A 25,138-nucleotide genomic window follows, 5' to 3' on the forward strand; every position below is an offset into this window, starting at 1 on the left:
TGGAGCTTGGAGCTCAATGTTGTCCTTTCGGACATCATCGCGGGCAAGTCGGATCGCCACCCGCTCGCTCCTACAGAAAACCGCAAACTGTAGGAGCGAGGCTTGCCCGCGATGGCGATCTCGATGACTCAGATACGGAACTGCCCCACCAGCTTGCCCAGGCGTTGGCCGAGGTCGGCCAGGCTGCGTGAGGTCTGGGCGCCGAGCTGGGTTTCGTCGGCGACGCTGTCCACCGCCACCGCGATCTGATGCACGCTGCGGTTGATCTCTTCGGCCACCGCGGTCTGTTCTTCCGCGGCGCTGGCGATCTGCGCGTTCATCGAGTTGATGGTGCCGATCAATTGCGCCATGGCATCCAGGGAAGCCCCGGCTTCGTTGGCCTGGTGCGAGGTGCCGTCGCCGGCATCGCTGGAGCGGCGCATGGCCTCCACGGCGGTGCGCGTGCCCTGTTGCAGGCGGTCGATCATGCCCTGGATTTCCTGGGTGCTCTGCTGGGTGCGGCTGGCCAGCGCCCTGACCTCGTCGGCCACCACCGCGAAACCACGCCCGGCCTCACCGGCCCGCGCCGCTTCGATGGCCGCGTTGAGGGCCAGCAGGTTGGTCTGCTCGGCGATGGAACGGATCACGTCCAGCACGCTGACAATCGACGCCACGTCTTTCTGCAGGCTGTCCAGGGAAGTGCCGCTGCTGCGGATATCGCTGACCAGCGCGTGAATCTGCTGGATGCTGCCATCCACCACGCGCTTGGCCGCCTGGCCTTCCTCGTCGGTCTGCTGCGCCGCCACGGCCGCGCCCTGGGCACTGCGCGCCACTTCCTGGGCCGCCGACGACATTTCATTGATCGCCGTGGCCACCTGATCGGTCTCGTGGCGCTGGCGCTCCATGGCCTGCTCGGAGCGCTGGGCCTGTTCGGACACCTGGGTCACCAGGCCGGTGAGCTGGCCGGTCATCTCGGTGATCTGCCGCACCAGGCCGTGGATCTTGTCGACGAAACGGTTGAAGGAACCGGCCAGGTCGCCCAGCTCGTCCTGGCTGGTGATGGCCAGGCGGCGGGTCAGGTCGCCTTCGCCGGCAGCGATATCGTCGAGGTTGAGCTTCATCAGGTTCAGCGGCCGCAGGATGGTATTGGCCACCAGCATGCCGATGGCGGCGATCACCAGCAGTACCACCACGGCGATGCCGATGATGCTCAGGACCATGCCCTGCATGCGTTCGTTGACGCTGGCCTCGACCTCGGCCACCTGGGCGTCGATGCCGTCCAGGTTCACCGAGGAGCCGACGATCAGGTCCCACTTGGGCAGGTATTCGGTGTAACCCAGTTTCGGCACCAGTACGTCGCTGCCCGGCTGGGTCGAGCTGTACTGCACATAGTGGGTGCCGTCCTTGCCGACCTTGACCAGCTCGCGGTTGACGTACACGCCGTTGGGGTCGCGGTTGTCCTTGAAGCTCTTGCCGACGCCGTCCGGGCTGTTGCCCTTGAACAGGCGCACCGTCTCGGAGTCGTAGCCGAAGAAGTAACCGTCCTTGCCGTAGGTGATGTTCGACAGCAGCTTCACCACCTGGGCACGGGTCGCGGTATCACCGGGCGCCGCTGCGTCGTAGAGCGGCTTGACGGTGCTCAGGGCCACCTCCACATAGCTCTGCAGCGTGGTCTTGGCCTCGCCGAGCAGGCGCTGGCGGGTCTCGTCCACCTCGCTCTGCGCCTGCTGCTTGAGCATGACGACCGTGGTCAGGCTGATCACCAGCGCAAACAACAGGACCGGGAGGACCGCGAGGGACAGGACTTTGCCCTTCAGACTTAGGCGCATAGGAGGCTCACTCTGGATTTTATTGGCGTGATACAGCCTTAACGGCACGCCGCCACAAAAGTTGAGCCCCACGGGACGATGCGCTGAATTTGCGGCCACGCAGCGCCCTTGAGAATTTTCGCGAGCAAGCTTCGCTCCTACAGAAGCAGCGTACTTGTAGGAGCGAAGCTTGCTCGCGATAAGGACAACGCGGTGCAACTGAAACCCCTGCGGGCTCAGAGCACCATCGCCGCGACCCAGCCGAACGCCAGCAGCGGCAGGTTGTAGTGCAGGAAGGTCGGGACCACGGTGTCCCAGATGTGGTGGTGCTGGCCGTCGATATTCAGGCCGGAGGTCGGGCCCAGGGTCGAGTCCGAGGCCGGCGAGCCGGCGTCGCCCAATGCGCCGGCGGTGCCGACGATGCAGACGATGGCCAGCGGGCTGAAGCCCAGCTGCACGCACAGCGGCACGAAGATGGTCGCCAGGATCGGAACGGTGGAGAACGACGAGCCAATGCCCATGGTCACCAGCAGCCCCACCAGCAGCATCAGCAAGGCGCCCACGCCCTTGCTGTGGCCGATCCAACTGGCCGAGGATTCCACCAGGCTCTTCACCTCGCCGGTGGCCTTCATCACTTCGGCGAAACCGGCGGCGGCGATCATGATGAAACCGATCATCGCCATCATCTTCATGCCTTCGGTGAACAGGTCGTCGGTCTCGCGCCAGCGCACGATGCCCGACACCGAGAAGATCAGGAAGCCGGACAACGCACCGATAATCATCGAATCCAGCAACAGCTGGATGACAAAGGCCGCGACAATCGCCAGGCCCGCCACCAGCAGCGTGCGCGGGTTGTATTGCACCGTCACCTGCTCGACTTTCTCGATCAGTTCCAGGTCATACACACGCTTCTTGCGGTAGCTGACAAAGGCCAGCAGCAGGCCGAAGACCATGCCCAGGGCTGGAATGCCCATGGCGTGGGTGACATTGATATTGCTGATGTCCACGCCGCTGCGGGCAACGTTGGCCAGCAAAATCTCGTTGAGGAAGATATTGCCGAACCCCACCGGCAGGAACATGTACGGGGTGATCAGGCCGAAGGTGATGACGCAGGCGATCAGCCGCCGGTCCAGCTGCAGTTTGCTCAGCACATACAGCAGTGGCGGCACCAGCAGCGGAATAAAGGCGATATGGATCGGCAAGATGTTCTGCGAGGCGATCGCCACCACCCACAACAGGCCGATCAGCAGCCATTTGACGTTGCCGCCGCCGTTGGCGTCCTGGCGGTCCACCAGCAGCAGGATCTTGTCCGCCAAAGCGTGGGCCAGGCCGGACTTGGCGATCGCCACCGCAAAGGCGCCGAGCAAGGCGTAGGACAGGGCCACCGTCGCTCCGCCGCCGAGGCCGTTATTGAAAGCCTTGAGCGTCGCCTCGATACCCAGGCCACCGGTCAACCCTCCCACCAGCGCGCCCACGATCAGCGCGATCACCACATGCACGCGGGACAGGCTGAGGACCAGCATGACGCCAACCGCGGCAATTACTGCATTAATCATCGTTACCTCATGGCACTGCGGCGGGAAAACGCCGCAAAAGGAATGAGTCCGGCCAGAGGGCATAGCTGCCGACGCCGGATTGAAAAAGGAGGGTCTTATTAGAGGGCGCGCACTTTGCAGCAGCGGGCAACGCTTGTCAAAACCCGGGCGCCGCCCTCTGCCCTCTGTAGCCGCTGCCGCAGGTTCGGGCCGCGTTCGGACGATAAGGTCCGATGGACCTTCCGAGGCCCTCAAAAGCAACGCCCACTTCGTCGGAATGCCGCCCAGATCGATCGCAGCCTGCGGCAGCCGCTACAGGGGACGGTGGCTTAGGGGCAAATCCGCAGCAAGACAGTCCCCGGGGAAAATTCGAACGAGCGTTTAAAGAAGGCCGTTCTTCGGCCGATACGTTGCAAAGTCTCAAATAAATATCGAATAAGGACGTCTCCATGTCGCTCAGACAACTTTCCATCCAGTGGAAAATCACCTTGCTTGCCGGACTCTGCCTGGCCGGCATCGTGACCCTGCTGGTGGGGCTTTCGCTGTACCGCATGGAGCACAGCTCCGCACTGGTGAAGGCTTCGAGCATGGAGATGCTCAACGAAGCCGCCCAGGCCCGCATCGAGGCCCAGGGCGAAGTCCAGGCGCTGGGCATCCGCCAGCAATTCATGGACGCCTATCAATACGGCCACGGCTTCTCGCGCCAGGTGCTGTTCCTGCGCGAACAGGCCGAGAAGCGCTTCCTCGATGCCTTCGACCTGCGCGAGGACCTGACCCGCCAGGTGAAGTCGGCGCTGCAGGCCAACCCCGACCTGCTCGGCCTGTCGCTGGTGTTCGAAGCCAATGCCCTGGACGGCAAGGACGAACTCTTCAGCGACCAGGGCGAACTGGGCAGCAACGACAAGGGCCGCTTCGCCCTGTACTGGTCGCAGCCGACCCCGGGCAAGCTGACCTCCATGGCGCTGCCGGAAAGCGACATGAGCGACACCACCACCGGCCCCAGCGGCCAGCCGGCCAACGCCTGGTTCACCTGCCCGCGCAGCACCCTCAAGCCCTGCGTGATCGAGCCCTATTTCTATGTGATCGACGGCCAGAACGTGCTGATGACCAGCATCGTGTTCCCGCTGCTGGTGAACGGCAAAGTCATCGCCTCGCTGTCGGTGGACATCAACCTCAACAGCCTGCAATCGGTCAGCCAGCAAGCGAGCAAGGAACTCTACGACGGCCAGACCACGGTCAGCATCATCAGCCCGGTCGGCCTGCTCGCCGGCTACAGCGCCGACGCCAGCAAGCTCAGCCAGCGCCTGGACCAACTGGACAAGGCCAACGGTGGCGAACTGATCCGTCTGCTGTCGGCCAGCACCCAGACCCAGAGCCTGCACAACGACAACGCCCTGAAAGTACTCGCGCCCTTCACCCCGATTCCCGACGGCAAGCCCTGGGGCGTGCTGCTGCAAGTACCGGAGCGGGTCCTGGTGGGCCCGGCCGAAGCCCTGAAGAACCAGTTGGACCAGAGCAATAAGGCCGGCACCCTGGTCGAACTGGGCCTGGGCCTGCTGGCCGCGGTGCTCGGCCTGCTGCTGGTGTGGCTGATGGCGCGCAGCGTGACCCGGCCGATCCTCGGCGTGGCGCACATGCTGGAAGACATCGCCAGCGGCGAAGGCGACCTGACCCGGCGCCTGGCCTACGACAAGAAGGACGAACTGGGCCAACTGGCCGGCTGGTTCAACCGCTTCCTCGACAAGCTGCAACCGATCATCGCCGAGGTGAAACGCTCGGTGCAGGATGCCCGCGGCACCGCCGACCAGTCCTCGGCCATCGCCACCCAGACCAGCGCCGGCATGGAGCAGCAGTATCGCCAGGTCGACCAGGTGGCCACCGCTTCCCATGAGATGAGCGCCACCGCCCAGGACGTCGCCCGCAGCGCGGCCCAGGCCGCCCAGGCCGCCCGCGATGCCGACCAGGCCACGCGCCAGGGCCTGAGCGTGATCGACCGCACCACCACCAGCATCGATCACCTGGCGGCCGACATGAGCACCGCCATGACCCAGGTCGAAGGCCTGGCCGCCAACAGCGAGAAGATAGGTTCGGTGCTGGAAGTGATTCGCGCCATCGCCGAGCAGACCAACCTGCTGGCCCTCAACGCCGCCATCGAGGCCGCCCGCGCCGGCGAGGCCGGGCGCGGTTTCGCGGTGGTCGCCGACGAAGTGCGCAACCTCGCCCGCCGCACCCAGGAATCGGTGGAGGAAACCCGCCAGGTCATCGAGGAGCTGCAAAGCGGCACCCAGGAAGTGGTCGGAGCCATGGGCAACAGCCATCGCCAGGCCCAGGGCAGCGTCGAGCAGGTCGGCCAGGCGGTCACCGCTCTGCGGCAGATCGGCGACGCGGTGACAGTGATCAGCGACATGAACCTGCAGATCGCCAGCGCCGCCGAAGAGCAAAGCGCGGTGGCCGAGGAGATCAACAACAACGTGGCGACCATCCGCGACGTCACCGAGTCGCTGTCGGAGCAGGCCAACGAATCGGCCCGGGTCAGCCAGTCGCTGAACAGCCTGGCCAACCAGCAGCAGAGCCTGATGGATCAGTTCCGGGTCTGATCTCACAACCCCCTCCCAATGGGGAGGGGGGTGGTTTTGTAGCCGCAGCCTCATTCTTCGGCAGCGGCTACAGATCGGTGTTAGCGCTTGGGCAACTCGATCAACACCCTCAGCCCGCCCTGCGGGCTTTCCAGCAAGCGCAGCGCCCCGCCCCAGCTCTCGACGATGTCGCGCACGATGCCCAGGCCGAGGCCGTGGCCGTCGGTCTGCTCGTCCAGGCGCGTGCCGCGGCTGAACACCTGGCTGCGCTGTTCCTCGGGAATCCCCGGTCCATCGTCGTCCACCGCCAGGCCATAACCCTGGGCGGTCTGCCAGACACTCAGCGCCACTTCGGCATCCGCCCACTTGCAGGCGTTGTCCAGCAGGTTGCCCAGCAGCTCCAGCAAATCTTCCCGGTCCCAGGGCAATTGCAGGCCGGGGGCCGCCTGGTAGCTCAGGTCCAGGTGCTCGCCATGGATCATGTTCAGGGTCGCCAGCAGTCCCGGCAGCTCGGCGTCGCAATCGAACAGCGCGCCGGGCAAGGCATCGCCGGCCAGGCGTGCGCGGTTCAGCTCGCGATTGAGCCGCTGCTGCACCTGCTCCAGCTGTTCTTCAAGCAATTGGCGCAACTCCGGGTGCGCTTGCAGCTTGGGGTTGGAAGCCAGGCTCAGCAGCACCGCCAGCGGGGTCTTCAGTGCATGCCCGAGGTTGCCCAGGGCATTGCGCGAACGCTTGAGGCTGTCTTCGGTATGGGCCAGCAAATGGTTGATCTGCGCCACCAACGGCTCCAGCTCCAGCGGCACCTGTTCGTCCAGTTGCGAACGCTGGCCGCGCTGCAATTGGGCGATCTGTTCACGGGCCTGCTCCAGCGGGCGCAAGGCGCGGCGCACGGTGACCCGCTGCAGGATCAGGATCAGCAGCAGGCCGGCCAGGCCCAGGCCCAGGCCAACCTGTTGCATGCGCAGGAAGCTCTCACGCACCGGGGTGTAGTCCTGGGCCACGCTGATGGAAATCGATTGCCCGAGGCGTCGGTAGTCGGTGCGCAGCACCAGCAGGCGCTGGCCTTCCGGCCCCAGTTGCAGGTTGCTGTGCAGGCCGGTCTGTTCCAGTTTTGGCAGGTCCTGGTCCCACAAGGAGCGGGAACGCCAGTGCACGTCATCGAAGTCGATGCGGAAGTAATGCCCGGAAAACGGCCGCTGATAGGCCGGCGACAGACGCCGCTCGTCCAGCTGCAAACCCTGGGGGCCACGCACCAGCGCCACCAGCAGGCTTTCGCTGTCGTTGCGCAGGCCGGCTTCCAGGTAGCGTTGCAAGCCCATCTCGAACAGCCACAGGCTGGTCTGCGCCAGCACCAGGCCGACAATCACCATCACACTGATCAGGCCCAGGCTCAGGCGGCGCTGGATCGACCTCACTGGGCGCTCCCGCCGAACAGGTAGCCCTGGCCGCGACGGGTTTCGATCACGCTGCGCCCGAGCTTGCGCCGCAGGTGGTTGACGTGGACTTCCAGCACGTTGGAGTCGCGCTCGGTCTCACCGTCGTAGAGGTGCTCGGCGAGGTGACTTTTCGAGAGGATCTGCTCCGGATGCAGCATGAAGTAGCGCAGCAGGCGGAACTCGGCGGCGGTCAGCTGGATATCCGCGCCGTCGCGCACCACGCATTGGCGGCCTTCGTCGAGGTGCAGCCCGGCGGCCTGCAGCGTTGGTTGGTTGGCCTGGCCATGGGAGCGACGCAACAGCGCCTGGATGCGCAGGTGCAATTCTTCCGGGTGGAAGGGTTTGGTCAGGTAGTCGTCGGCACCGGCCTTCAGGCCTTCGATGCGTTCGGCCCAGGAACCGCGGGCGGTGAGGATCAGCACCGGGGTCGCCAGGCCGCCGGCGCGCCATTTCTCCAGCACCTCCAGGCCCGGAACCCCCGGCAGGCCGAGGTCGAGCACGATCAGGTCGTAAGGCTCACTGGCGCCCTGGTACAGCGCGTCACGGCCGTCGGCCAGCCAGTCCACGGCGTAGCCCTGGCGGTTGAGCCCGGCCAGCAGTTCGTCGGCCAGGGAGACGTGGTCTTCCACCAGGAGCAGGCGCATCAGTCATCTTCCTTGTCTTTGAGTAAGCGGCCGGTGGCGGCCTCGAGGTCCAGCTCGCGGACCACGCCCTCGGCGGTCAGCAGCTCGACTTCATAGATGTAGACGTCGTGTTTTTCTTCCAGCTCGGCTTCCAGCAGCTTGGCCCCTGGGTAACGGTCCAGGGCCTGCTGCAGCAATTGCTCCAGCGGCAGGATCACCCCTTGCTGGCGCAGGCGCAGGGCTTCGTCCTGGTCCAGGTCGCGGGCCAGCGCCACCGAGCAAAAAGCCAGAAGCGCCAGGGCCACCCTGCTGCCGGCGCGTAGATTCACCTTCATTACGTATCCTGATGATCCTTGAGCACCTGGCCGCTCACCGCGTCCAATTCCAGGTCCCACTCAATCCCTTGGGGGTCGCGCACCTCGATCTGGTAGATGTACTTGCCGTACTCCTCTTCCAGCTCGGTTTCGGTGATGGTCGCGCCCGGGTGCTTGGCCAATGCCGTGGCATTGAGTTTTTCAAAGGACACAATGGTACCAGCGTCGCGCAGTCTCAGGGCCTCGTCGGGGCCCAGGTCGCGGGCATGGGCCAGGCTGGCGGTCATGCCGATAAGGCTGGCGGTGAACAGGGCAGTCAGGGATTTCATGGGGTGTCTCCACTTTCTAGTTATGTGTTGCTTACGGCGTTCAAGATAACGGCAAGATAACAAAGCGAACTTAATTGAAACTGAATGGCCATCATCGGCAGCGCGCAGGTTTCATTCGGCGCCGCCCGCCCGAGCTTTTATACTCACCTGTCGCTCGAGATTGAGGCCGGTATGACCGCTATCCACATCAAGTTCCCCGCCCTGACCCTCAAGGCCGGCCCGCGCGCCCTGGCGCGCATTCGCGCCAATGGCCTGAGCGCGGCCGAAGTCGGCACCCTGCCCGGCGCCGCCGGCGGGCCGAAAGCCCTGGGCATCCAGGGGCTGGACCTGGCGTTGTTCGGCGAATGGCTGCCGGCAGCGCCACGGGAGCGCTCGCTGATCGGCGCCTCGGTGGGTTCCTGGCGCTTCGCCAGCGCCTGCCTGCCGGACGCCGCCGAAGGCATCCGCCGCCTGGGCCAGCTGTACAACGCCCAGAGTTTCGCCAAGGGCGTGACCATGGCGCAGATCAGCCAGAGTTCGCAACGCATGCTGCACGAGCTGCTCGACGGCCGCGACGCGAGCATTCTCGACAACCCGCACTACCGGCTGAACATCATGGTGGTGAAAAGCCACGGCCTGCTCGCCGACGACCATCGCGGGCGGCTGGGCCTGGGGTTGTCCTCGGTGATCGCCGACAACCTGCGCAGCCGCGCGCGCCTGTCGCGGCACTTCGAACGCCTGGTGTTGCACGACCCGCGCCTGGCGCCGCCGCTACAGGCCCTCGACGATTTCCCCTCGCGCTTCGTGCCGCTGGACACCGGCAACCTGCGCCAGGCCCTGCTGGCCTCGGGTTCGATCCCGATGGTCATGCAAGGCGTGCGCGACCTGCCCGGCGCCGGGACCGGCACCTTCCGCGACGGCGGCCTGCTGGACTACCACCTCGACCTGCCCTACAGCGGCGAGGATATCGTGCTCTACCCGCACTTCACCGACCGGGTGATTCCCGGCTGGTTCGACAAGACCCTGCCCTGGCGCCGCGGCAACCCGGGCCGCCTGCAGGACGTGTTGCTGCTGGCGCCGTCGAAGGAATACCTGGCGCGCCTACCCTACGGCAAGCTGCCGGACCGCAACGACTTCAAGCGCTTCATGGGCGACGACGCCAGCCGCCAGAAATACTGGCGCAGCGCGATGGACGAAAGCCGGCGCCTGGGCGACGAGTTCCTCGAGCTGGCCGCAGGTGGTCGTCTCGGCGAACGGCTATTGACCCTTTAGTCAGTGTTTTCCCGCACCCGCACAACCAAGCTGGTAAACTCGCTGCCTGCCTTACATCGCCCGCGGCGATAGCCACCTGACCGAGCTGACCGACACTGTGGAAATCTTCAAAGAATTTACCTTCGAATCCGCCCACCGCCTGCCCCACGTACCTGAAGGCCACAAATGCGGACGCCTGCACGGCCACTCGTTCAAGGTGGCCATCCACCTGAGCGGCGATGTCGATCCGCACACCGGCTGGATTCGTGACTTCTCCGAGATCAAGGAGATCTTCAAGCCGCTCTACGAGCGCCTGGACCACAACTACCTGAACGACATCCCCGGCCTGGAAAACCCCACCAGCGAAGTACTGGCCAAGTGGATCTGGAACGAGCTCAAACCCCTGCTGCCGGAGCTGAGTGCGATCCGCATTCATGAGACCTGCACCAGCGGCTGCATCTATCGCGGCGAATAATTCCTACCTGTAGCCGCTGCCGAAGGCTGCGGTCCTGCGCAGCAGGCGGGCCTTCGCGCAGCCCGCCGCCGCGGCTACAGAGCACCACACCTCCCTGCCAATACCGCATCACCGCTCGTTTTGCCCTATGATCTGGCCTCTCTCGCCAAGAGGAACATCGCCATGAGCGACTGGCTTCTGGATCAGCAATATCGCTTCAACGGATACCGCGTGCGCTACGCCATTCACGGCGACGGCCCGCCCCTGGTATTGGTGCACGGCACGCCCTTCTCTTCCTACGTCTGGCACCGCATCGCCCCGCACTTCAGCGCCAGCCACCGGGTGCATTATTTCGACCTGCTGGGCTACGGCCAGTCGGAACAGGCCGCGGGCCAGGATGTGTCCCTCGGCGTGCAGAACCAGCTGCTGGCCGAACTGCTGGAGCACTGGGGCCTGGAATGCCCGGACGTGGTGGCCCACGACTTCGGCGGCGCCACCGCCCTGCGCGCCCACCTGCTCAACGGCAAGGACTACCGCAGCCTGACCCTGATCGACCCGGTGGCGCTGTCGCCCTGGGGCTCGCCCTTCGTGCAGCACGTGCGCCAGCATGAACAGGCCTTCAGCGGCGTGCCGGACTACATCCAGCGCGCCATTGTGCCGGCCTACATCCGCGGGGCGATCCAGCGCGAAATCCCCGACCAGGAGCTGGCACCCTATGTCCAGCCCTGGCTTGGCGCCAGCGGCCAGGCCGCCTTCTACCGGCAGATCGCGCAGATGGACGAGCGCTACACCACGGAAGTGGCCGGGCTTTATCCGAGCATTCGTTGCCCGACCCAGATCCTCTGGGGCGAGGACGATCAGTGGATTCCCATCGAACGCGGGCGCCAGTTGCACCAGCTGATCCCCGGCTCGCGGTTCCAGGCCGTGCCCAACGCCGGCCACCTGCTGCAAGAAGACGCACCGGAAGCCATCATCGCCGCGCTCCTGCGTTTTCTGCCCCAGCCCGGGAGCAAGGCATGAGCCCACGCATCTACCTCGCCGGCTTCGACCTGTTTCGCCGCGATGCCATCGCCCGCGGCGAATACCTCAAGAACCTGTGCCAGGCCCAGGGCCTGCAAGGCCTCTACCCCATCGACCATCAGGTGCCGGCCCAGCCGACGCCGGAGCAGACCGCCCAACTGATCTGCCAGCAGAACATGCAGATGATCCGCGACTGCGACGCGGTGCTGGCCAACCTCAACGACTTTCGCGGCCTGGAGCCGGACTCCGGCACCGCCTTCGAGGTGGGCATGGCCATCGCCCTGGGCAAACCGGTGTGGGCCTGGTTCGAAACACCCGCAACCCTGCGCGAACAAGTGCCCCATGACGCCGATGGCCGCGACGCCGAAGGTTTCCTGGTGGAGGACTTCAAGCTGCCGCGCAACCTGATGCTGGCCTGCACCTGGGCCGGCCACAGCCGCAGCGCCGAAGAAGCCTTGCCGCGCCTGGCCGCTTACCTCGCACGACAACGGCCGGCACGCCCCCTGTAGGAGCCAGCGTGCTGGCGATGCGCCCCCTGAGCATTGCATCGGCCTTGAAGACTTATCGCGAGCAAGCTCGCCCCTACAGTGACGGATTCAGCCCCAGCGATTACTTGAGGACAGCCACCATGGAAAACACCTGGCTCACCCACGCCAAACGCTTGCAGGCCCTCGCCTCCACCGGGCTGCATTTCTGCAAGGACCCCTTCGATCGCGAGCGTTACCAGGAAGTCGCCGACATCGCCCAGAGCATGCTCGCGCAACTGGCCGACGTGCCCCTGGAACGTATCGCCGGCCTGGTGTCGGACTTCGCCAAACGCTACTCGACACCCCTGGTGGATGTGCGCGGCGCCCTGATCGAAGACGACCGCATCCTGCTGGTCCGCGAGCGGACCGACGGCCGCTGGGCCATGCCCGGCGGTTATGCCGATATCGGCCTGTCGGCCGCCGAAAACATCGTCAAGGAGATCCACGAAGAGGCCGGGCTAAGCGTCTCGGCCCGCGCCCTCTACAGCGTCCGGCACAAGGCCAAGGGCCCCTTCACCCCCGACACCCGGGATTTCTACAAGCTGTATTTTCTCTGCGAGCGCGACGACCGCAGCGCCCCCGTGGCCGGTTCGGAAGTCAGCGACGCCGGGTTCTTCGCCCTCGACGCCCTGCCCGAGCTGTCCCGCGGCCGCACCGTGGAAGGCGATATCGAAGCGGCCTTTGCCTTCCATCGCGGCGAAACCCGCCTGACCCTGTTCGATTGAGCCCGCGACCAGTGATCCAATTTGTCTCACCGGTGCACCGCTTTCGCGCCTAAGCCGACAAATCGAATACACCGGAAAGCAAAAATCCGCTGCTTGTCTATAAATCTCCTGCAGGTTGCACAACGCCGGCTGGGCGCCCCTGCCCCTTGGGGCGTTGGCACGGCGACTGCAATGGGCCTGCGTCGCTTACGCACCAGGCCAGGCTTGGGCCAATCAGGGGAAGGCAGATGACGCAGAACGATCCAGGCAACGACTACCCGCTCAGCGAAGTCCCGATGCACGCGCGCAAGGGCCTGGCCTCCACGGCCATGGTGCTGCTGGGGTTCACCTTTTTCACCGCCACCATGTTCGCCGGCGGCAAGCTCGGCGTGGCCTTCAGCTTTGGCCAGATGCTCGGGGTGATCGTCCTCGGCAACCTGCTGCTGGGCCTGTACGCGGCGGGCCTGGGCTACATCGCCTTCAAGAGCGGCCTGAACTCGGTGCTGATGGGGCGCTTCTGTTTCGGCGAAGTGGGCAGCAAGCTCAGCGACCTGATCCTCGGCTTCACCCAGATCGGCTGGTACGCCTGGGGCACCGCCACCGCCGCGGTGGTGCTGGGCAAGTATTTCGAGTTGGGCCAGGGCACGGTGCTGGGGCTGATGGTGCTGTTCGGCCTGGTGTTCTGCGCCACCGCCTACGTCGGTTACCGCGGGCTGGAAATCCTCTCTTATATTGCGGTGCCGGCCATGGCCCTGCTGCTGTTGCTGTCGATGTGGGTGGCCACGGTCAAGGTCGGCGGCCTCGATGGGTTGCTGGCCGTGGTGCCGAGCGCCAGCCTCGACCTGTCCACGGCCATCACCCTGGTGTTCGGCACCTTTGTCAGCGGCGCCACCCAGGCCACCAACTGGACGCGTTTTTCCCGCTCGGCCAGGGTCGCGGTACTGGCCAGCTTGATCGGCTTTTTTATCGGCAACGGCCTGATGGTGCTGATCGGTGCCTACGGCGCCATCGTCTACCAACAGCCGGACGTGGTCGAAGTGCTGCTGTTGCAGGGCTTCGCGATGGCCGCCATGGCCATGCTCCTGCTGAATATCTGGAGCACCCAGGACAACACCATCTACAACTTCGCCGTCGCCGGCTGCAACCTGCTGCGTACCGGCCGGCGCAAGACCGTGACCCTGGTCGGCGCGGTGATCGGCACCCTGCTGGCGCTACTGGGCATGTACGACCTGCTGGTGCCCTACCTGATTCTGCTGGGCACGGTGATCCCGCCGATTGGCGGGGTGATCATGGCCGACTTCTTCTATCGCTACCGCGGCCAGTACCCGCGCCTGGCCGACAGCAAGCTGCCGGCGTTCAACTGGGCCGGCCTGGGCGCCTACGCCATCGGCACCGTGGCGGCCTTCGGCTCGCCCTGGGTCGCGCCGCTGGTGGGCATCGCGGCCGCCGCCCTGAGCTACATGCTGTTGAGCAGCCTGCTCGGCGCGCGCGCCACCACCGCGGCGGACATCCAGGCATGAGCCCGGGCCACGCGACGTTGCGGCCGCCAGCCCGAGCGCCGTACCCTGACCGCCTGGATTGAAAAAGGAATCGCTCCGATGCTCATCATCAACGCCCGCCTGCGCAACCGTGAAGGCCTGCATGAACTGCGCCTGGAGAATGGCCGCATCACCAGCATCGCCCGGCAGACCGAAGCCCAGACCCAGGCCCCCGACGACCTCGACGCCGGCGGCAACCTGGTGGTGCCGCCCTTCGTCGAGCCGCACATTCACCTGGACGCCACCCTCACCGCCGGCGAGCCGCGCTGGAACATGAGCGGCACCCTGTTCGAAGGCATCGAATGCTGGGGCGAACGCAAGGTCACCATCACCCAGGAAGACACCAAGGCCCGCGCCCGCAAAACCATCCGCGCCCTCGCCGCCCACGGCATCCAGCATGTGCGCACCCATGTCGACGTCACCGACCCGGAACTGACCGCGCTCAAGGCCATGCTCGAAGTGCGCGAGCAAAGCACGCATCTGGTGGACATGCAGATCGTCGCCTTTCCCCAGGAAGGCATCGAAAGCTACCGCAACGGTCGTGAGCTGATGGAAGAGGCGATCCGCCTCGGCGCCGATGTGGTGGGCGGCATTCCACACTTCGAGTACACCCGCGACCAGGGCGTGAGCTCAGTGAAGTTCCTCATGGACCTGGCCGAACGCACCGGCTGCCTGGTGGACGTGCACTGCGACGAGACCGACGACCCGCATTCGCGTTTTCTCGAAGTGCTGGCCGAAGAGGCCCGCAGCCGCGACATGGGTTCGCGGGTGACCGCCAGCCACACCACCGCCATGGGCTCCTACGATAACGCCTACTGCGCCAAGCTGTTCCGCCTGCTCGGCCACTCGGGCATCAGCTTCGTTTCCTGCCCCACCGAAAGCATCCACCTGCAGGGGCGCTTCGACAGCTTCCCGAAACGCCGCGGCGTGACTCGGGTCAACGAGCTGCTGGAAGCCGGGATGAACGTGTGTTTCGGCCAGGACTCGATCGTCGATCCCTGGTATCCCCTGGGTAACGGCAACATCCTGCGGGTGCTGGAAGCCGGCCTGCACATCTGCCACATGCTCGGCTACCGCAACCTGCAGAGCGCCCTCGACCTGGTCACCGACAACAGCGCCAAGGCCCTGGCCCTGGGCGAGCGTTACGGCCTGGAGGAAGGCCGGCCGGCCAACCTGCTGATTCTGTCGGCCGACAGCGACTACGAAATGATCCGCAGCCAAGGCCTGCCGCTGTACTCGATCCGCGACGGCAAGGTGCTGATGAAACGGCAGATGGCCCAGGTGGAGCTGCCGGGCGATGCGGGTTTTGTGTAACGGCAGCTGACGTCATCGCGGGCAAGCCTCGCTCCTACAAAGTCGCGGCGGGCACACCATTACGGCCAACCCAATCCCTGTAGGAGCGAGGCTTGCCCGCGATGGCGTACTTGAATACACCTCGATCTAAGCAATACCCACCGCCGTACCGAACAGGCTGACCCGCACCAACTCCCCGCCCCGCGCTTCCAGGCGCAACGGCGCGGTGCCGCCAGGCATCACCACCGCCACTTCGCCAGCCTTGATCCAACCGACCCGCCACGCCGCGCAGGCCACGGCACTGGCGCTGGTGCCGGAGGATGCGGTGGGGCCTTCGCCGCGCTCGAACACCCGGGCGGCGATACGCTGTGGGCCTTCCAGCCACGCCCATTGCAGGTTCACCCCCGCCGGGCAAGGTTCGCCGCTGCCGGTGGGCATGGCGTAGGCGATGCGGGTCAGGGCCTCGACCAGGGGCGCCTCGCTCATCTGCCGGTTGCTCGGCAAGGCGCTGGCGTCGCCGACCAGGGTCACGCAATGGGGGTTGCCGATGCGCACGAACTGGCTGCGGCTCCATTCCGAACGCAACCCTGCCAGCCCGCGCACCCGGCTCAGGTCGACACAGCTCGACCCCTCATGCTCGACCCCTTGTTGCGCCCCCACGGCTTGTGGACCGAACGCCGGTTGCCCGAGGTCCAGCCAGAAGCCGGGCACCCCGGCCACCTGTGCCGGCTCGACCAGGGTCGCCACCGGCGACACCCCATCCGGCTTGTCATGGTGCACCCGCAACTCCGTAGGCCCCTGAGCCGGCAGCGCCCCTTGCTCGGTCAGTGCCTGAGAAAAGATGGTCAGGCCGTTGCCACTGCGCTCGGCCAGGGTGCCGTCGGTGTTGACGATCAGCAGGTCGAACGGCGGCGCGTCCTGGAACGGCCCGACCAGCAAGCCGTCGCTGCGATGGGCCTTGGCCCCTTCGGGCCGGGTGCCGGGCGCCCAGCCGCACAAGGCCTCGATGGCCTGTTCGCTCCAGTCGGCCCGGGCTAACGCCGCCTCGGCCGCGCTGGCCGGCAGGGCGATCCCCAGCCGGCGTACCTCAGCGGGGGCCACCACAGCGTAAAGATTGCCGCGGGCATCGTAGAAAGAGGTCATTGCAAGGTTCCAAAAGCAGACGGGCCGCTGACATTACTGTGAATACAGCGGCCCGGCCAAGCCCATTGCCAAACCTCCCCTACCTGGGTCAGCGCACCAGGCACGGCTGCTTGTTGTCGAAACGCCAGCCCGGGATCAGGAACTGCATGGCCGCGCTGTCGTCCCGCGCCCCCAGGCCGCGGCTGTTGTACAACTCATGGGCGCGAGCCAGCGCATCCAGGTCCAGCTCGACCCCCAGCCCCGGCGTTTGCGGCACCGCCACACAGCCCCCGACGATCTGCAAGGGGTTGCGGGTCAGGTGCTGGCCGTCCTGCCAGATCCAGTGGGTGTCGATGGCGGTGATTTCGCCCGGTGCCGCGGCCGCCACGTGGGTGAACATGGCCAGGGAAATATCGAAGTGGTTGTTGGAATGCGAGCCCCAGGTCAGGCCCCATTCATGGCACATCTGCGCCACCCGCACCGAACCCTGCATCGTCCAGAAATGCGGATCGGCCAGTGGAATGTCCACCGCTTGCAACTGGATCGCGTGGCCCATTTCCCGCCAGTCGGTGGCGATCATGTTGGTCGCGGTGGGCAGCCCGGTGGCGCGGCGGAACTCGGCCATCACCTCACGCCCGGAGTAACCGTTTTCCGCGCCGCAGGGGTCTTCGGCATAGGCCAACACCTGGTGTTGGTCGCGGCACAAGGCGACCGCCTGCTTCAGCGACCAGGCACCGTTGGGATCGAGGGTGATGCGCGCCTTGGGAAAACATTCGGCCAGGGCGGTGACCGCCTCCATCTCCTCTTCGCCGCGCAGCACGCCGCCCTTGAGCTTGAAGTCGTTGAAGCCGTAACGCGCCTTGGCTGCCTCGGCCAGGCGCACGATGCTCTCGGCGTTCAGCGCCGGCTCATGGCGCAGGCGCAGCCAGGCATCGTCGGCCTCGGCTTCGTTGCGGTAGGCCAGGTCGGTCTGGCGCCGGTCGCCGATGTAGAACAGGTAGCCGAGCATCTTCACCGATTCGCGCTGCTGGCCTTCGCCGAGCAACGCCGCCACCGGCACACCGAGGAACTGGCCGAGCAGATCGAGCAGCGCCGCTTCCAGGGCGGTGACCGCATGGATCGCGATGCGCAGGTCGAAGGTCTGCTGGCCGCGGCCGCCGGCATCGCGCTCGGCAAAGCGCTGGCGCACCTGGTTGAGCAGCTTCTGGTAATGGCCGATGGGCTGGCCGACCAGCAGTTCGCGGGCCTCTTCGAGGGTCGCGCGAATCCGCTCGCCCCCCGGCACTTCACCGACCCCGGTGTTACCGGCGCTGTCGCTGACGATCACGATATTGCGGGTGAAGAACGGGCCGTGGGCGCCGCTGAGGTTGAGCAGCATGCTGTCATGCCCGGCCACCGGCACCACTTGCAGTCGGGTGATGAGCGGCGTCTGGCCAGGGTGATGGAGGGTGGATTCAAGCGTCATGGGTCGGTTCCTGTCGGCAGAAGTCAGTGGGATTTGTCCAGCAGCGGGCGGGTTTCGCCCAAGGGCGCCGGCGCGGCATGGGCCTTGGGCCGGGTGCGGGCGAAAAACACGATGATCGCGGCGATGATCGAGGTCGCCGCCAGGCCGTACAGCCCGCCCTGGATCGACCCGGTGCGCTGCTCCAGCAGGCCGAAGGTGGCCGGGGCGACGAAGCCGCCGAGGTTGCCGATGGAGTTGATCAGGGCGATCACCGCGGCGGCGATGCGTGCATCCAGGTAAGCCTGGGGAATCGGCCAGAACAGCGCGGACGCCGACTTGAAGCCGATGGCGGCGAAGCACACCGCAACAAAGGCGAACACCGGCCCGCCGGTGGTAGACAGGAACATCCCGACAGCCGCCACCAGCAAGGCGCTGGCGACCCAGGCCTGCTGGAACTTCCATTTGCCGGACGCCGCGGCGAAGGCGTACATGGCGATGATCGAGATCAGCCAGGGAATGGAGTTGAAGAAGCCCACCTGCAGGTCGCTGAGGTCGCCCATCTTCTTGATGATGCTCGGCAGCCAGAAGGTCGCGGCATAGATGGTCAGCTGGATGCAGAAGTAGATCAGGCAGAACAGCAGGATCTGCCGGTCCTTGAGCAGGGTCCACAGCGACGGCTTGACCGGCATCGCCGCTTCGCGCTCGCGCTGCTCGTTGTCGATCGCCAGCACCAGCGCTTCCTGTTCGGCGGTGCTCAGCCACTTGGCGTCGCGGGGCGTGGAGTCGAGCCAGAACCAGACAAAACCGCAAAGCAGCACCGAGGCCATGCCTTCGATGATGAACATCCACTGCCAGCCGTGCCACCCCAGGCCTTCGATCTGCAACAGCGCCCCGGACAGCGGGCCGGAGACCAGCGACGCCAAGGCCGACCCGCTCAAGAAAATGGCGATCGCCTTGCCCCGCTCCACTCCGGGCAGCCAGCGGGTGAAGTAGTAGATCACCCCGGGGAAGAACCCGGCCTCGGCCACCCCCAGCAGGAAACGCAGCACATAGAACTGGGTTTCGTTCTGCACGAAGGCCATGGCCGTGGCCACCAGCCCCCAGGTGAACATGATGCGGGTCAGCCAGATCCGCGCGCCGACCCGCTGCAACAGTATGTTGGACGGCACTTCGAACAGCGCGTAACCGATGAAGAACAGCCCGGCGCCAAAACCGTAGGCCGCGGCGCCGATGCCCAGGTCATGTTCCAGGTGGGTACGGACGAAGCCGATGTTGACCCGGTCGATGTAGTTGACGATGAACATGATCACGAACAGCGGCAGCACATGGCGCTTGACCTTCGCCACGGCACTGGCCAGCAGGGAATCGTCCCCGATGCCGGACGGATTAAGGGTGGTATTCACGATGCCTCTCCCACTTGTTTGTTGTTGTGTGCGGGTGACTGGGCGAGCGCCGCAGTTGACAGTCATCATACAAGCACAAAAATAACGTCACAAGCAGCAACTCGCGACAGAAACCTGCGCACAAGGCCTTCCAGAGCAAAGAGAACGTTGAAAAATAAAACTAAATAATTGATTTTATTTGATTAAATAAAATATCCAGCAACCGTGATATTTTTTCCATCGCCCCGCTCGCTGGGAAACCAGGTTGAATCCAGCAACAACTTATCCGACAACTTGTCATACATGTCAGATAAGTCTGACCAGTGATAAGCTCTTGGCTTTCCCCGCGCGACCTTGCCATGAGCACCGAATCCGATATCGCCCCGGGCCGCCGTCGCCCTTCCACCAACCTGGCCCATGAGCTGGTCAGCGACCTGACCCAGCAGATCATGCGCGGCATTCTCAAGCCCGGTGACAAGCTGCCGTCGGAAAGCACCATCGTCCGCGCCCATGGCGTCAGCCGTACCGTGGTGCGCGAAGCCATCTCCAAGCTGCAGGCCGCCGGCTGGGTGGAAACCCACCACGGCGTCGGCAGCTTCGTGCTGGAACGCCAGGACACCCATGGCCTGCGCCTGAATGTCGATACCGCCCTGAGCGTGCGCGACATCCTCGAACTGCGCCTGGGCCTGGAAACCCAGGCGGTGGCCCTCGCCGCCCGCCGGCGCAGCGCCGAGCAACTGGCGCAGATGCGCCAGGCGCTGGACGACTACCAGCAACTGCTGGCCAACAACGACAGTTGCGTGGAGGCCGACCAACGCTTCCACCTGCTGATCGCCGAAGCCACCGGCAACCCGTATTTCGTGCAGATCCTGCAATCTTTGGGCAACGCCCTGATCCCGCGGACCCGGGTGCGCGACGCCGAGCGCGGCGATGTCGACCTGGTGCAGCTGGCGACCCTGGCCAACCAGGAACACGAAGCCATCTACGCCGCCATCCGCCGCCAGGATCCGGATGCCGCGCGCGCAGCGATGTGGACCCACCTGAGCAATAGCCGGGAGCGGTTTTCGGCGGGGTAATCAGCTGAACCTGATCGCGAGCACGCTCGCGCCTACAGGTGGAACCGGGCGAAATATCGCCCCGGCGTCACCCCGAACTGGCGGCGGAACATGGCGATAAAGGCGCTGACATTGTCGTAGCCCAGGTCCAGCGCCACCCGGGTCACCGCATCGCCCGCCGCCAGGCGCTCCAGGGCCCGCAGCAAGCGTGCCCGCTGCCGCCACTGGCTGAAGGCAAAGCCGGTCTCGCCGACAAAACGCCGGGCCAGGGTTCGCGGCGAGATCCCCGCCCACTGTGCCCAGGCTTCCAGGCCGCGGTTGTCCGCCAGGTCGTCGGCCAGCGCCTGGCAGATCCGCCGCAACCGCGGGTCCATGGGCAACGGCAAACCCAAGGGTTCCACCGGCAAGCTGACCAGCTCATCGAGGATCACCCGGGCGATGTGCAGTTGCGGCTCCTCCAGCGCGCCTTGTGGCCAGCTCGCCGCGCGCATCACCGCCTCCCTCAACAGTCCGGAGGTGGCAATGATCCGTGGTTCTTGCGGCAGTTCGTGGCAGGCGTCGGGCTCGATATAGACGCTCCAGCCGTCGAACGGACCGTGGGAACGCAAGGTGTGTTCGCACCGGGGCGGCACCCACACCGCATGGGTCGCCGGCACCACCCACTGGCTGTCGGCCGCCGTCACCGACAGCAGGCCGCGCCGGGCGCCGAGCAGTTGGCCGCGGGCATGACTGTGGGCGGCGGTCTGCCGTTCGATCGGGCTCTGTTGCCAGGCCCCGACCAACAGCGGGCCGCCCTGGGCTTGAGCGAGCAAGGGGGAAACCAAAGGTTGGGACATTGGCTGTTTCACGTTATTCAACGGCATGAATCAGGCAGTTTAGCCAATCCCTTGACCACAGACTGAGCGCTCATTCACACGAGGACTGCTCCATGCGCGCCGAAGACCTGTTACCCGATCATCTCAACCATGCCGATTTCAACGGCACCCAAGTGCGCAAAGGCACGGTGGGGGCCTTCCTGATCAATGCCCGGCTGTGGGCCGAACCGGGCACGCCGACAGAGCAGCGGCGCGCCGCCGAGCAGGACCTGCTGGCCGCCCTGCCAGCGCTCCGCGCCCTGGGGCTGTTCGAACTGATGCAAATACGCGACCCGGCCTTGCGGGCGTTGTGCGGGCAGGACTGAGCCCAGCCGCTGACACCCCTGTAGCCGCTGCCGAGCCCGCGAGGCCGCGATAGATCCGCAGGGTCTCCAGCGCCCGCAAGATCGCCACAAGCGTGCCGCTCGAGCGCAGCCTGCGGCAGCGGCTACAGGTCAAACCTCAACTAGCGAATCGGCAAGGCAATCGGCCGAATCGGTGCGGCATCGGCACCGCGGAACTTCAACGACGCACCGATAAAGGCGAACTGGTACACCCGGTCCCGCGACAGGCCTTCGAGGTTGACCAGTTCCAGGATCGGCGCGCCCTGCATCGCCAGCAGGTAGGTGTGCAACGGCAGGTAGTTGCCTTCCACCTCCGACGGGAAGGTCTCGAAACTGAGGTTATCGGCGCCCACCACCATGGCGCCGCCCTCTTCCACCAGGAACTTCGCCGCGTCCAGGCTCATGCCCGGCGGGTTGGCCATATAGGCCTGGGCCTTTTCATAGTCACGCATGCGCCCGGTGCGAATCAGCACCACGTCGCCCTTTTCCAGGCTGACCTGTTGCGCCTTCAGCGCCTGTTGCAGGTCGGCGCGGGTCACCCGGTAATTGTCGGCCAGCATGTCCACGCCCTTGGCCGCGGCGACGTCGATCAGCACCCCACGGGCGACGATCGGCGGCAGTTTTTCCGCGCCGGTGACGTTCCAGCCACGGTCGCCCAGGTGCTGGTCGGCGCGAAAGCCGTTCCAGATCTTGCCATTGAGGCCGAAGTGGTTGAGCGCATCGATATGGGTGCCCATATGGGCGTACATCGACACCGCCGAGCCGGTATAGCTGACATGCCGGTTCATCGGCTCGCCGACCTGCATCGGGTCGGCGATCACGTTGCCGTGGGGGGTGTGGGTCATCCACATCTGGTAGGGCGGATCGCCCGCCGCCTGCCAGCTGGGCATGCCGACGTAATAGTCCACCGCCAGGTCGTAGGCCTGGCTGCCGTTGACCCGGGCCATGATCGCCGCCCGCGACTGCTCGGTGATCAGGTTCAGGCGGCCGATTTCATCCTTCGGCCCCCAGGGGCTGACGCCCACCTCGGCCTGGGGCGCGGCGCTGCACTGTGCACTGAACAGGGCGCTGAACAGCGACAAGGCGGCCAGGCCGGGGATGACACGCGACAAACGGGAAACAGTCATGACGACACTCCTGTGAAATGAAGTGCCCATGGTATGGATTAACAATTAGGCGATAATCAGGCGTTTCGTTAAGACATATTCAACCCAGGAGAAACAATATGGATGTGCTGGCAGCCATGCGCACCTTTCGCCGAGTGGTGGAGCGCGCCAGCTTCAGCCTGGCGGCCAACGACCTGGGGCAATCCACCGCCGCCGTCAGCAAGCAGGTGCGCCAGCTGGAGGAACACCTGGGCAGCCTGTTGCTGCTGCGCACCACGCGCCGCATGAGTTTGTCGGACGCCGGCCAGGCCTACTTCAGCGAGTGCTGCCACCTGCTCGACGAACTGGCGGCCCTGGAATGCGCGACCCGCGCCGGCACCCGCGAACCCGGCGGCCGCCTGCGGGTCAACGCGCCGCTGTCGTTCGGCCTCAAGGTGCTGTCGCCGATCCTTGCCGACTTCATGCAGCGCTACCCGCAATTTCGCATCGACCTGACCCTCGACGACCGCCTGCTGGATGTGGTGAGCGAAGGTTTCGATGTGTCGCTGCGGATACGCCGGCAATTGAGCGACTCGTCGCTGATCGCCCGGCGCCTGGGGGAAATCGAACAGGTGATCTGCGCCGCCCCGGCCTACCTGCAGGCCCATGGCAGCCCGCAGACGGTCGATGAGCTGCGCGACCACAGCTGCCTGGCCTATCGCCTGGCCGAGCATCCCGGCCACTGGCAGCTGGAAGGCCCGCAAGGCAGCAGCCGCCTGGAACTGCCGGTGCGTTTTGCCGTGGACAACAGCCTGATGCTCAGCGACATGCTCCAGGCCGGGCTGGGCATTGGCGCCCTGCCCTCGTTCATCGCCCAGCCGCTGCTCGACAGCGGCCAGTTGCAGCGGGTCCTGCCCTGCTACTCCATGCCAGGCCGCACCATCTACGCGGTGTACGCCAGCAATCGCCATGTGTCGCAGAGGATCCGCTTCTTCGTCGACTTCCTCGCCAAGGCCCTCGGCCCCGACGCGCAAATGCCTCAGGCGACGGCCTGAGCCTGGGCCACCAGCCGCTCGATCAGCCAGGACGCCGCTGGCCCCGGCGGCGTGTCGATGCGGTAGATGGCGTCGAAGCCGTAAGGCAGGCCTTGCCCCCCAGGCAGGTCGAGCTGGACCAGGCGCCCGCTGGCCAGGTCCTCCTCGACCATCGGCGTCGGCATGTTGCCCCAGCCGACCCCCTCCTTGAGCAGCATGTGCTTGGAGCCCAGGTCCGCCAGGCGCCAGCTGTGGGTACCGACCACGCCGAAATCCTGGTTGCGCGTCAGCTCTGAACGGTCCGACAGCACTAGCTGCACATGTTCGCGACCGGCGCCCGGCAGGTTGGGCCCAAGGGCCAGCGGATGCCCGGGGGCCGCCACCGGAATCAGCTGGACGAACCCCGCCTCCAGCCGTTCGATACCGGGAATATTGCGATGCATCATGCCGCTGACGCCCACCCCCGCACGCCCCTCCAGGACCATCTGGGTCACCGCGCCCAGCGCCTCCATATGCAAGTGCAACTGCACCGTGGGGAATTCGGCGCGAAAGCTCTTCAGCGCGTCGACAATGCGCGCCGCCGGGAACATCACGTCGATCACCAAGTGGATCTCCGCCTCCAGCCCCTGCAGCAGGCCCTTGACCTTGGCCCGCAGGCCGTCGATGCCGTTGTAGATGCTCCGCGCCTCGGCCAGCACCGTGCGCCCGGCCTCGGTAAGCTGCGGCTTGCGGGTGGTCTTGCGGTCGAACAGCGTGACCCCCAGCTGCAACTCCAGGTTGGCCATGGAATAGCTGATCACCGATGTCGCGCGATGCAGCTTGCGCGCCGCACCGGCAAAGCTGCCGACCTCGACGATGGTGAGGAATATGCGCAATTGATCGAGGGTGGGGGTGCCGGGGTTGCTGGACATGGTACTGTTCTCGCAAAGGCTACGTTCTAAAAAATAGAACCTGATACTCGAAATTATTCGGCTATTGCGTTCATAACGCCAGTGGCAAACTTCTCTCCATCGCGGCGCACCAGAGTGGTGAAGCCGAACCCACTGAGAGAATCCAGCATGTCCACACTGACCAACACCCTGTCCGCTACCTCGAACACCAACGCCAGCATCAGCCTGATCGGGCGCGTCCTGCTCAGCGCCATCTTCATCCTGTCGGGCTTCTCGAAAGTCGCCGCGCCAGCCGCCATGGTCGGTTACATCCAGTCGGTCGGCCTGCCCTTCCCGCAACTGGCCCTGGGCATCGCCATCGCCGTGGAACTGGGTGGCGGCCTGCTGCTGATCGCCGGCTACCGCACCCGCCTGGTAGCCCTGGGCCTGGCGGTGTTCAGCGTGGCCACCGCCCTGGCCTTCCACAACAACCTGGGCGACCAGAACCAGTTCATCCACTTCTTCAAGAACATCGCCATGGCCGGCGGCCTGCTGCAAGTGGTGGCCTACGGTGCCGGTCGCT

The 25,138-nt window shown here is 65.5% G+C and carries 23 protein-coding genes and 2 pseudogenes; 13 read left to right on the top strand and 12 right to left on the bottom strand.

From position 1 onward, the window contains the following. Positions 1-128: 128 nt before the first annotated feature. On the bottom strand, positions 129-1,808 hold the full coding sequence (locus tag J4D52_RS25030; RefSeq protein WP_102677000.1) for a methyl-accepting chemotaxis protein: 1,680 nt from the start codon (positions 1,806-1,808) through the stop codon (positions 129-131). 215 nt (positions 1,809-2,023) lie between these two features. Continuing rightward, positions 2,024-3,340 carry a Na+/H+ antiporter family protein gene (locus J4D52_RS25035; protein ID WP_162096424.1) on the bottom strand — a complete coding sequence of 439 codons (1,317 nt, stop codon included), beginning with the start codon at positions 3,338-3,340 and terminating at the stop codon, positions 2,024-2,026. Positions 3,341-3,990: 650 nt separating this feature from the next. Here J4D52_RS25035 and J4D52_RS30820 point away from each other — a divergent pair. Together J4D52_RS30820 and J4D52_RS30825 are read left to right on the top strand one after the other, a co-directional pair. Then, positions 3,991-5,061: pseudogene (locus J4D52_RS30820) on the top strand (HAMP domain-containing protein); the annotation flags it as partial. Positions 5,062-5,403: 342 nt separating this feature from the next. Further along, positions 5,404-5,919, top strand: a pseudogene (locus tag J4D52_RS30825) (methyl-accepting chemotaxis protein); the annotation flags it as partial. 80 nt (positions 5,920-5,999) lie between these two features. On the opposite strand, the gene J4D52_RS25045 reads toward J4D52_RS30825, so the two are convergent. Genes J4D52_RS25045 through J4D52_RS25060 form a run of 4 tightly spaced genes read right to left on the bottom strand, consistent with a single transcriptional unit; the run spans position 6,000 to position 8,600 of the window. Continuing rightward, positions 6,000-7,313 (bottom strand): sensor histidine kinase, encoded by a 1,314-nt coding sequence (locus J4D52_RS25045; RefSeq protein ID WP_053279983.1) that lies wholly within the window; start codon positions 7,311-7,313, stop codon positions 6,000-6,002. Beyond that, the gene (locus J4D52_RS25050) at positions 7,310-7,978 is read right to left on the bottom strand and encodes a response regulator transcription factor (protein WP_102677002.1); all 669 of its coding nucleotides are present in this window, start codon (positions 7,976-7,978) and stop codon (positions 7,310-7,312) included. The genes J4D52_RS25045 and J4D52_RS25050 overlap by 4 nt, the downstream gene beginning before the upstream one ends. Next, the gene (locus J4D52_RS25055; RefSeq protein WP_016701955.1) at positions 7,978-8,292 is read right to left on the bottom strand and encodes a PepSY domain-containing protein; all 315 of its coding nucleotides are present in this window, start codon (positions 8,290-8,292) and stop codon (positions 7,978-7,980) included. The genes J4D52_RS25050 and J4D52_RS25055 overlap by 1 nt, the downstream gene beginning before the upstream one ends. Continuing rightward, positions 8,292-8,600, bottom strand: coding sequence for a PepSY domain-containing protein (locus tag J4D52_RS25060; RefSeq protein WP_102677003.1), 309 nt, complete (start codon positions 8,598-8,600; stop codon positions 8,292-8,294). Before J4D52_RS25060 ends, J4D52_RS25055 begins: the two co-directional genes overlap by 1 nt. Before the next feature lie 171 nt (positions 8,601-8,771). On the opposite strand from J4D52_RS25060, the gene J4D52_RS25065 reads away from it, so the two are divergent. The 7 genes from J4D52_RS25065 (at position 8,772) to codA (ending at position 15,387) form a co-directional block, all read left to right on the top strand. Continuing rightward, positions 8,772-9,851 carry a hypothetical protein gene (locus J4D52_RS25065; protein ID WP_063432174.1) on the top strand — a complete coding sequence of 360 codons (1,080 nt, stop codon included), beginning with the start codon at positions 8,772-8,774 and terminating at the stop codon, positions 9,849-9,851. Between the two features lie 97 nt (positions 9,852-9,948). After that, positions 9,949-10,305: a 6-carboxytetrahydropterin synthase QueD gene (queD, locus tag J4D52_RS25070; protein ID WP_063432120.1), complete on the top strand. Its 357-nt coding sequence runs from the start codon at positions 9,949-9,951 to the stop codon at positions 10,303-10,305. Between the two features lie 162 nt (positions 10,306-10,467). Next, complete coding sequence (locus tag J4D52_RS25075; protein WP_063432122.1) at positions 10,468-11,304, top strand: alpha/beta fold hydrolase; 837 nt, start codon at positions 10,468-10,470, stop codon at positions 11,302-11,304. Continuing rightward, the gene (locus tag J4D52_RS25080) at positions 11,301-11,813 is read left to right on the top strand and encodes a nucleoside 2-deoxyribosyltransferase (protein ID WP_063432124.1); all 513 of its coding nucleotides are present in this window, start codon (positions 11,301-11,303) and stop codon (positions 11,811-11,813) included. Before J4D52_RS25075 ends, J4D52_RS25080 begins: the two co-directional genes overlap by 4 nt. Positions 11,814-11,932: 119 nt before the next feature. Beyond that, positions 11,933-12,556, top strand: coding sequence for an NUDIX hydrolase (locus tag J4D52_RS25085; protein ID WP_102677004.1), 624 nt, complete (start codon positions 11,933-11,935; stop codon positions 12,554-12,556). Positions 12,557-12,783: 227 nt separating this feature from the next. After that, positions 12,784-14,055 carry a cytosine permease gene (codB, locus tag J4D52_RS25090; RefSeq protein WP_063432128.1) on the top strand — a complete coding sequence of 424 codons (1,272 nt, stop codon included), beginning with the start codon at positions 12,784-12,786 and terminating at the stop codon, positions 14,053-14,055. Positions 14,056-14,133: 78 nt separating this feature from the next. After that, entirely contained in the window at positions 14,134-15,387 is a 1,254-nt protein-coding gene (gene codA / locus J4D52_RS25095) for a cytosine deaminase (RefSeq protein ID WP_102677005.1), read from the top strand. A 126-nt stretch (positions 15,388-15,513) separates the two neighbouring features. Here the strand turns inward: codA and J4D52_RS25100 are convergent, their stop codons facing one another. The 3 genes from J4D52_RS25100 to J4D52_RS25110 all read right to left on the bottom strand — a co-directional run bounded on the left by J4D52_RS25100 (position 15,514) and on the right by J4D52_RS25110 (position 19,335). Next, positions 15,514-16,509, bottom strand: coding sequence for a DeoR family transcriptional regulator (locus tag J4D52_RS25100; protein WP_025804818.1), 996 nt, complete (start codon positions 16,507-16,509; stop codon positions 15,514-15,516). Between the two features lie 88 nt (positions 16,510-16,597). Further along, entirely contained in the window at positions 16,598-17,953 is a 1,356-nt protein-coding gene (gene gudD / locus J4D52_RS25105; RefSeq protein ID WP_025804819.1) for a glucarate dehydratase, read from the bottom strand. 23 nt (positions 17,954-17,976) lie between these two features. Next, complete coding sequence (locus tag J4D52_RS25110; protein WP_025804821.1) at positions 17,977-19,335, bottom strand: MFS transporter; 1,359 nt, start codon at positions 19,333-19,335, stop codon at positions 17,977-17,979. Between the two features lie 338 nt (positions 19,336-19,673). On the opposite strand from J4D52_RS25110, the gene J4D52_RS25115 reads away from it, so the two are divergent. Further along, positions 19,674-20,390 (top strand): FadR/GntR family transcriptional regulator, encoded by a 717-nt coding sequence (locus J4D52_RS25115; protein WP_025804822.1) that lies wholly within the window; start codon positions 19,674-19,676, stop codon positions 20,388-20,390. 32 nt (positions 20,391-20,422) lie between these two features. On the opposite strand, the gene J4D52_RS25120 is transcribed toward J4D52_RS25115, so the two are convergent. Beyond that, positions 20,423-21,205 carry a helix-turn-helix domain-containing protein gene (locus J4D52_RS25120; RefSeq protein WP_025804823.1) on the bottom strand — a complete coding sequence of 261 codons (783 nt, stop codon included), beginning with the start codon at positions 21,203-21,205 and terminating at the stop codon, positions 20,423-20,425. 92 nt (positions 21,206-21,297) lie between these two features. Between J4D52_RS25120 and J4D52_RS25125 the strand changes: the two genes are divergently transcribed. Beyond that, a complete protein-coding gene (locus J4D52_RS25125; RefSeq protein WP_025804824.1) occupies positions 21,298-21,549 on the top strand; it encodes a hypothetical protein in 252 nt (83 codons plus the stop codon). Positions 21,550-21,689: 140 nt separating this feature from the next. Here J4D52_RS25125 and J4D52_RS25130 read toward each other — a convergent pair whose 3' ends face one another. Then, positions 21,690-22,694, bottom strand: coding sequence for a cyclase family protein (locus J4D52_RS25130; RefSeq protein ID WP_025804825.1), 1,005 nt, complete (start codon positions 22,692-22,694; stop codon positions 21,690-21,692). Between the two features lie 98 nt (positions 22,695-22,792). Between J4D52_RS25130 and J4D52_RS25135 the strand changes: the two genes are divergently transcribed. Next, positions 22,793-23,707, top strand: a complete 915-nt coding sequence (locus J4D52_RS25135; protein WP_025804826.1) for a LysR family transcriptional regulator — start codon at positions 22,793-22,795, stop codon at positions 23,705-23,707. Here the strand turns inward: J4D52_RS25135 and J4D52_RS25140 are convergent. Next, the gene (locus tag J4D52_RS25140; protein WP_025804827.1) at positions 23,692-24,597 is read right to left on the bottom strand and encodes a LysR family transcriptional regulator; all 906 of its coding nucleotides are present in this window, start codon (positions 24,595-24,597) and stop codon (positions 23,692-23,694) included. The genes J4D52_RS25135 and J4D52_RS25140 overlap by 16 nt on opposite strands. A 147-nt stretch (positions 24,598-24,744) precedes the next feature. On the opposite strand from J4D52_RS25140, the gene J4D52_RS25145 reads away from it, so the two are divergent. Then, positions 24,745-25,138, top strand: a 394-nt coding sequence (locus tag J4D52_RS25145) for a DoxX family protein (protein WP_207272167.1), incomplete at its 3' end; no start/stop codon positions are given.

Origin of the sequence: Pseudomonas sp. GW460-12-10-14-TSB1, from assembly GCF_017349775.1 — a bacterium.
In the GTDB taxonomy this organism is placed as follows: domain Bacteria; phylum Pseudomonadota; class Gammaproteobacteria; order Pseudomonadales; family Pseudomonadaceae; genus Aquipseudomonas; species Aquipseudomonas piscium.

What these genes read in the sequence shown, in the direction of transcription:
- J4D52_RS25030 (WP_102677000.1), bottom strand. Translation starts at nt 1,808, where the DNA reads ATGCGCCTAAGTCTGAAGGGCAAAGTCCTGTCCCTCGCGGTCCTCCCG.
- J4D52_RS25050 (WP_102677002.1), bottom strand. Translation starts at nt 7,978, where the DNA reads ATGCGCCTGCTCCTGGTGGAAGACCACGTCTCCCTGGCCGACGAACTG.
- J4D52_RS25055 (WP_016701955.1), bottom strand. Translation starts at nt 8,292, where the DNA reads ATGAAGGTGAATCTACGCGCCGGCAGCAGGGTGGCCCTGGCGCTTCTG.
- J4D52_RS25060 (WP_102677003.1), bottom strand. Translation starts at nt 8,600, where the DNA reads ATGAAATCCCTGACTGCCCTGTTCACCGCCAGCCTTATCGGCATGACC.
- J4D52_RS25065 (WP_063432174.1), top strand. Translation starts at nt 8,772, where the DNA reads ATGACCGCTATCCACATCAAGTTCCCCGCCCTGACCCTCAAGGCCGGC.
- J4D52_RS25075 (WP_063432122.1), top strand. Translation starts at nt 10,468, where the DNA reads ATGAGCGACTGGCTTCTGGATCAGCAATATCGCTTCAACGGATACCGC.
- J4D52_RS25080 (WP_063432124.1), top strand. Translation starts at nt 11,301, where the DNA reads ATGAGCCCACGCATCTACCTCGCCGGCTTCGACCTGTTTCGCCGCGAT.
- J4D52_RS25085 (WP_102677004.1), top strand. Translation starts at nt 11,933, where the DNA reads ATGGAAAACACCTGGCTCACCCACGCCAAACGCTTGCAGGCCCTCGCC.
- codB (WP_063432128.1), top strand. Translation starts at nt 12,784, where the DNA reads ATGACGCAGAACGATCCAGGCAACGACTACCCGCTCAGCGAAGTCCCG.
- codA (WP_102677005.1), top strand. Translation starts at nt 14,134, where the DNA reads ATGCTCATCATCAACGCCCGCCTGCGCAACCGTGAAGGCCTGCATGAA.
- J4D52_RS25100 (WP_025804818.1), bottom strand. Translation starts at nt 16,509, where the DNA reads ATGACCTCTTTCTACGATGCCCGCGGCAATCTTTACGCTGTGGTGGCC.
- gudD (WP_025804819.1), bottom strand. Translation starts at nt 17,953, where the DNA reads ATGACGCTTGAATCCACCCTCCATCACCCTGGCCAGACGCCGCTCATC.
- J4D52_RS25115 (WP_025804822.1), top strand. Translation starts at nt 19,674, where the DNA reads ATGAGCACCGAATCCGATATCGCCCCGGGCCGCCGTCGCCCTTCCACC.
- J4D52_RS25120 (WP_025804823.1), bottom strand. Translation starts at nt 21,205, where the DNA reads ATGTCCCAACCTTTGGTTTCCCCCTTGCTCGCTCAAGCCCAGGGCGGC.
- J4D52_RS25125 (WP_025804824.1), top strand. Translation starts at nt 21,298, where the DNA reads ATGCGCGCCGAAGACCTGTTACCCGATCATCTCAACCATGCCGATTTC.
- J4D52_RS25130 (WP_025804825.1), bottom strand. Translation starts at nt 22,694, where the DNA reads ATGACTGTTTCCCGTTTGTCGCGTGTCATCCCCGGCCTGGCCGCCTTG.
- J4D52_RS25135 (WP_025804826.1), top strand. Translation starts at nt 22,793, where the DNA reads ATGGATGTGCTGGCAGCCATGCGCACCTTTCGCCGAGTGGTGGAGCGC.
- J4D52_RS25140 (WP_025804827.1), bottom strand. Translation starts at nt 24,597, where the DNA reads ATGTCCAGCAACCCCGGCACCCCCACCCTCGATCAATTGCGCATATTC.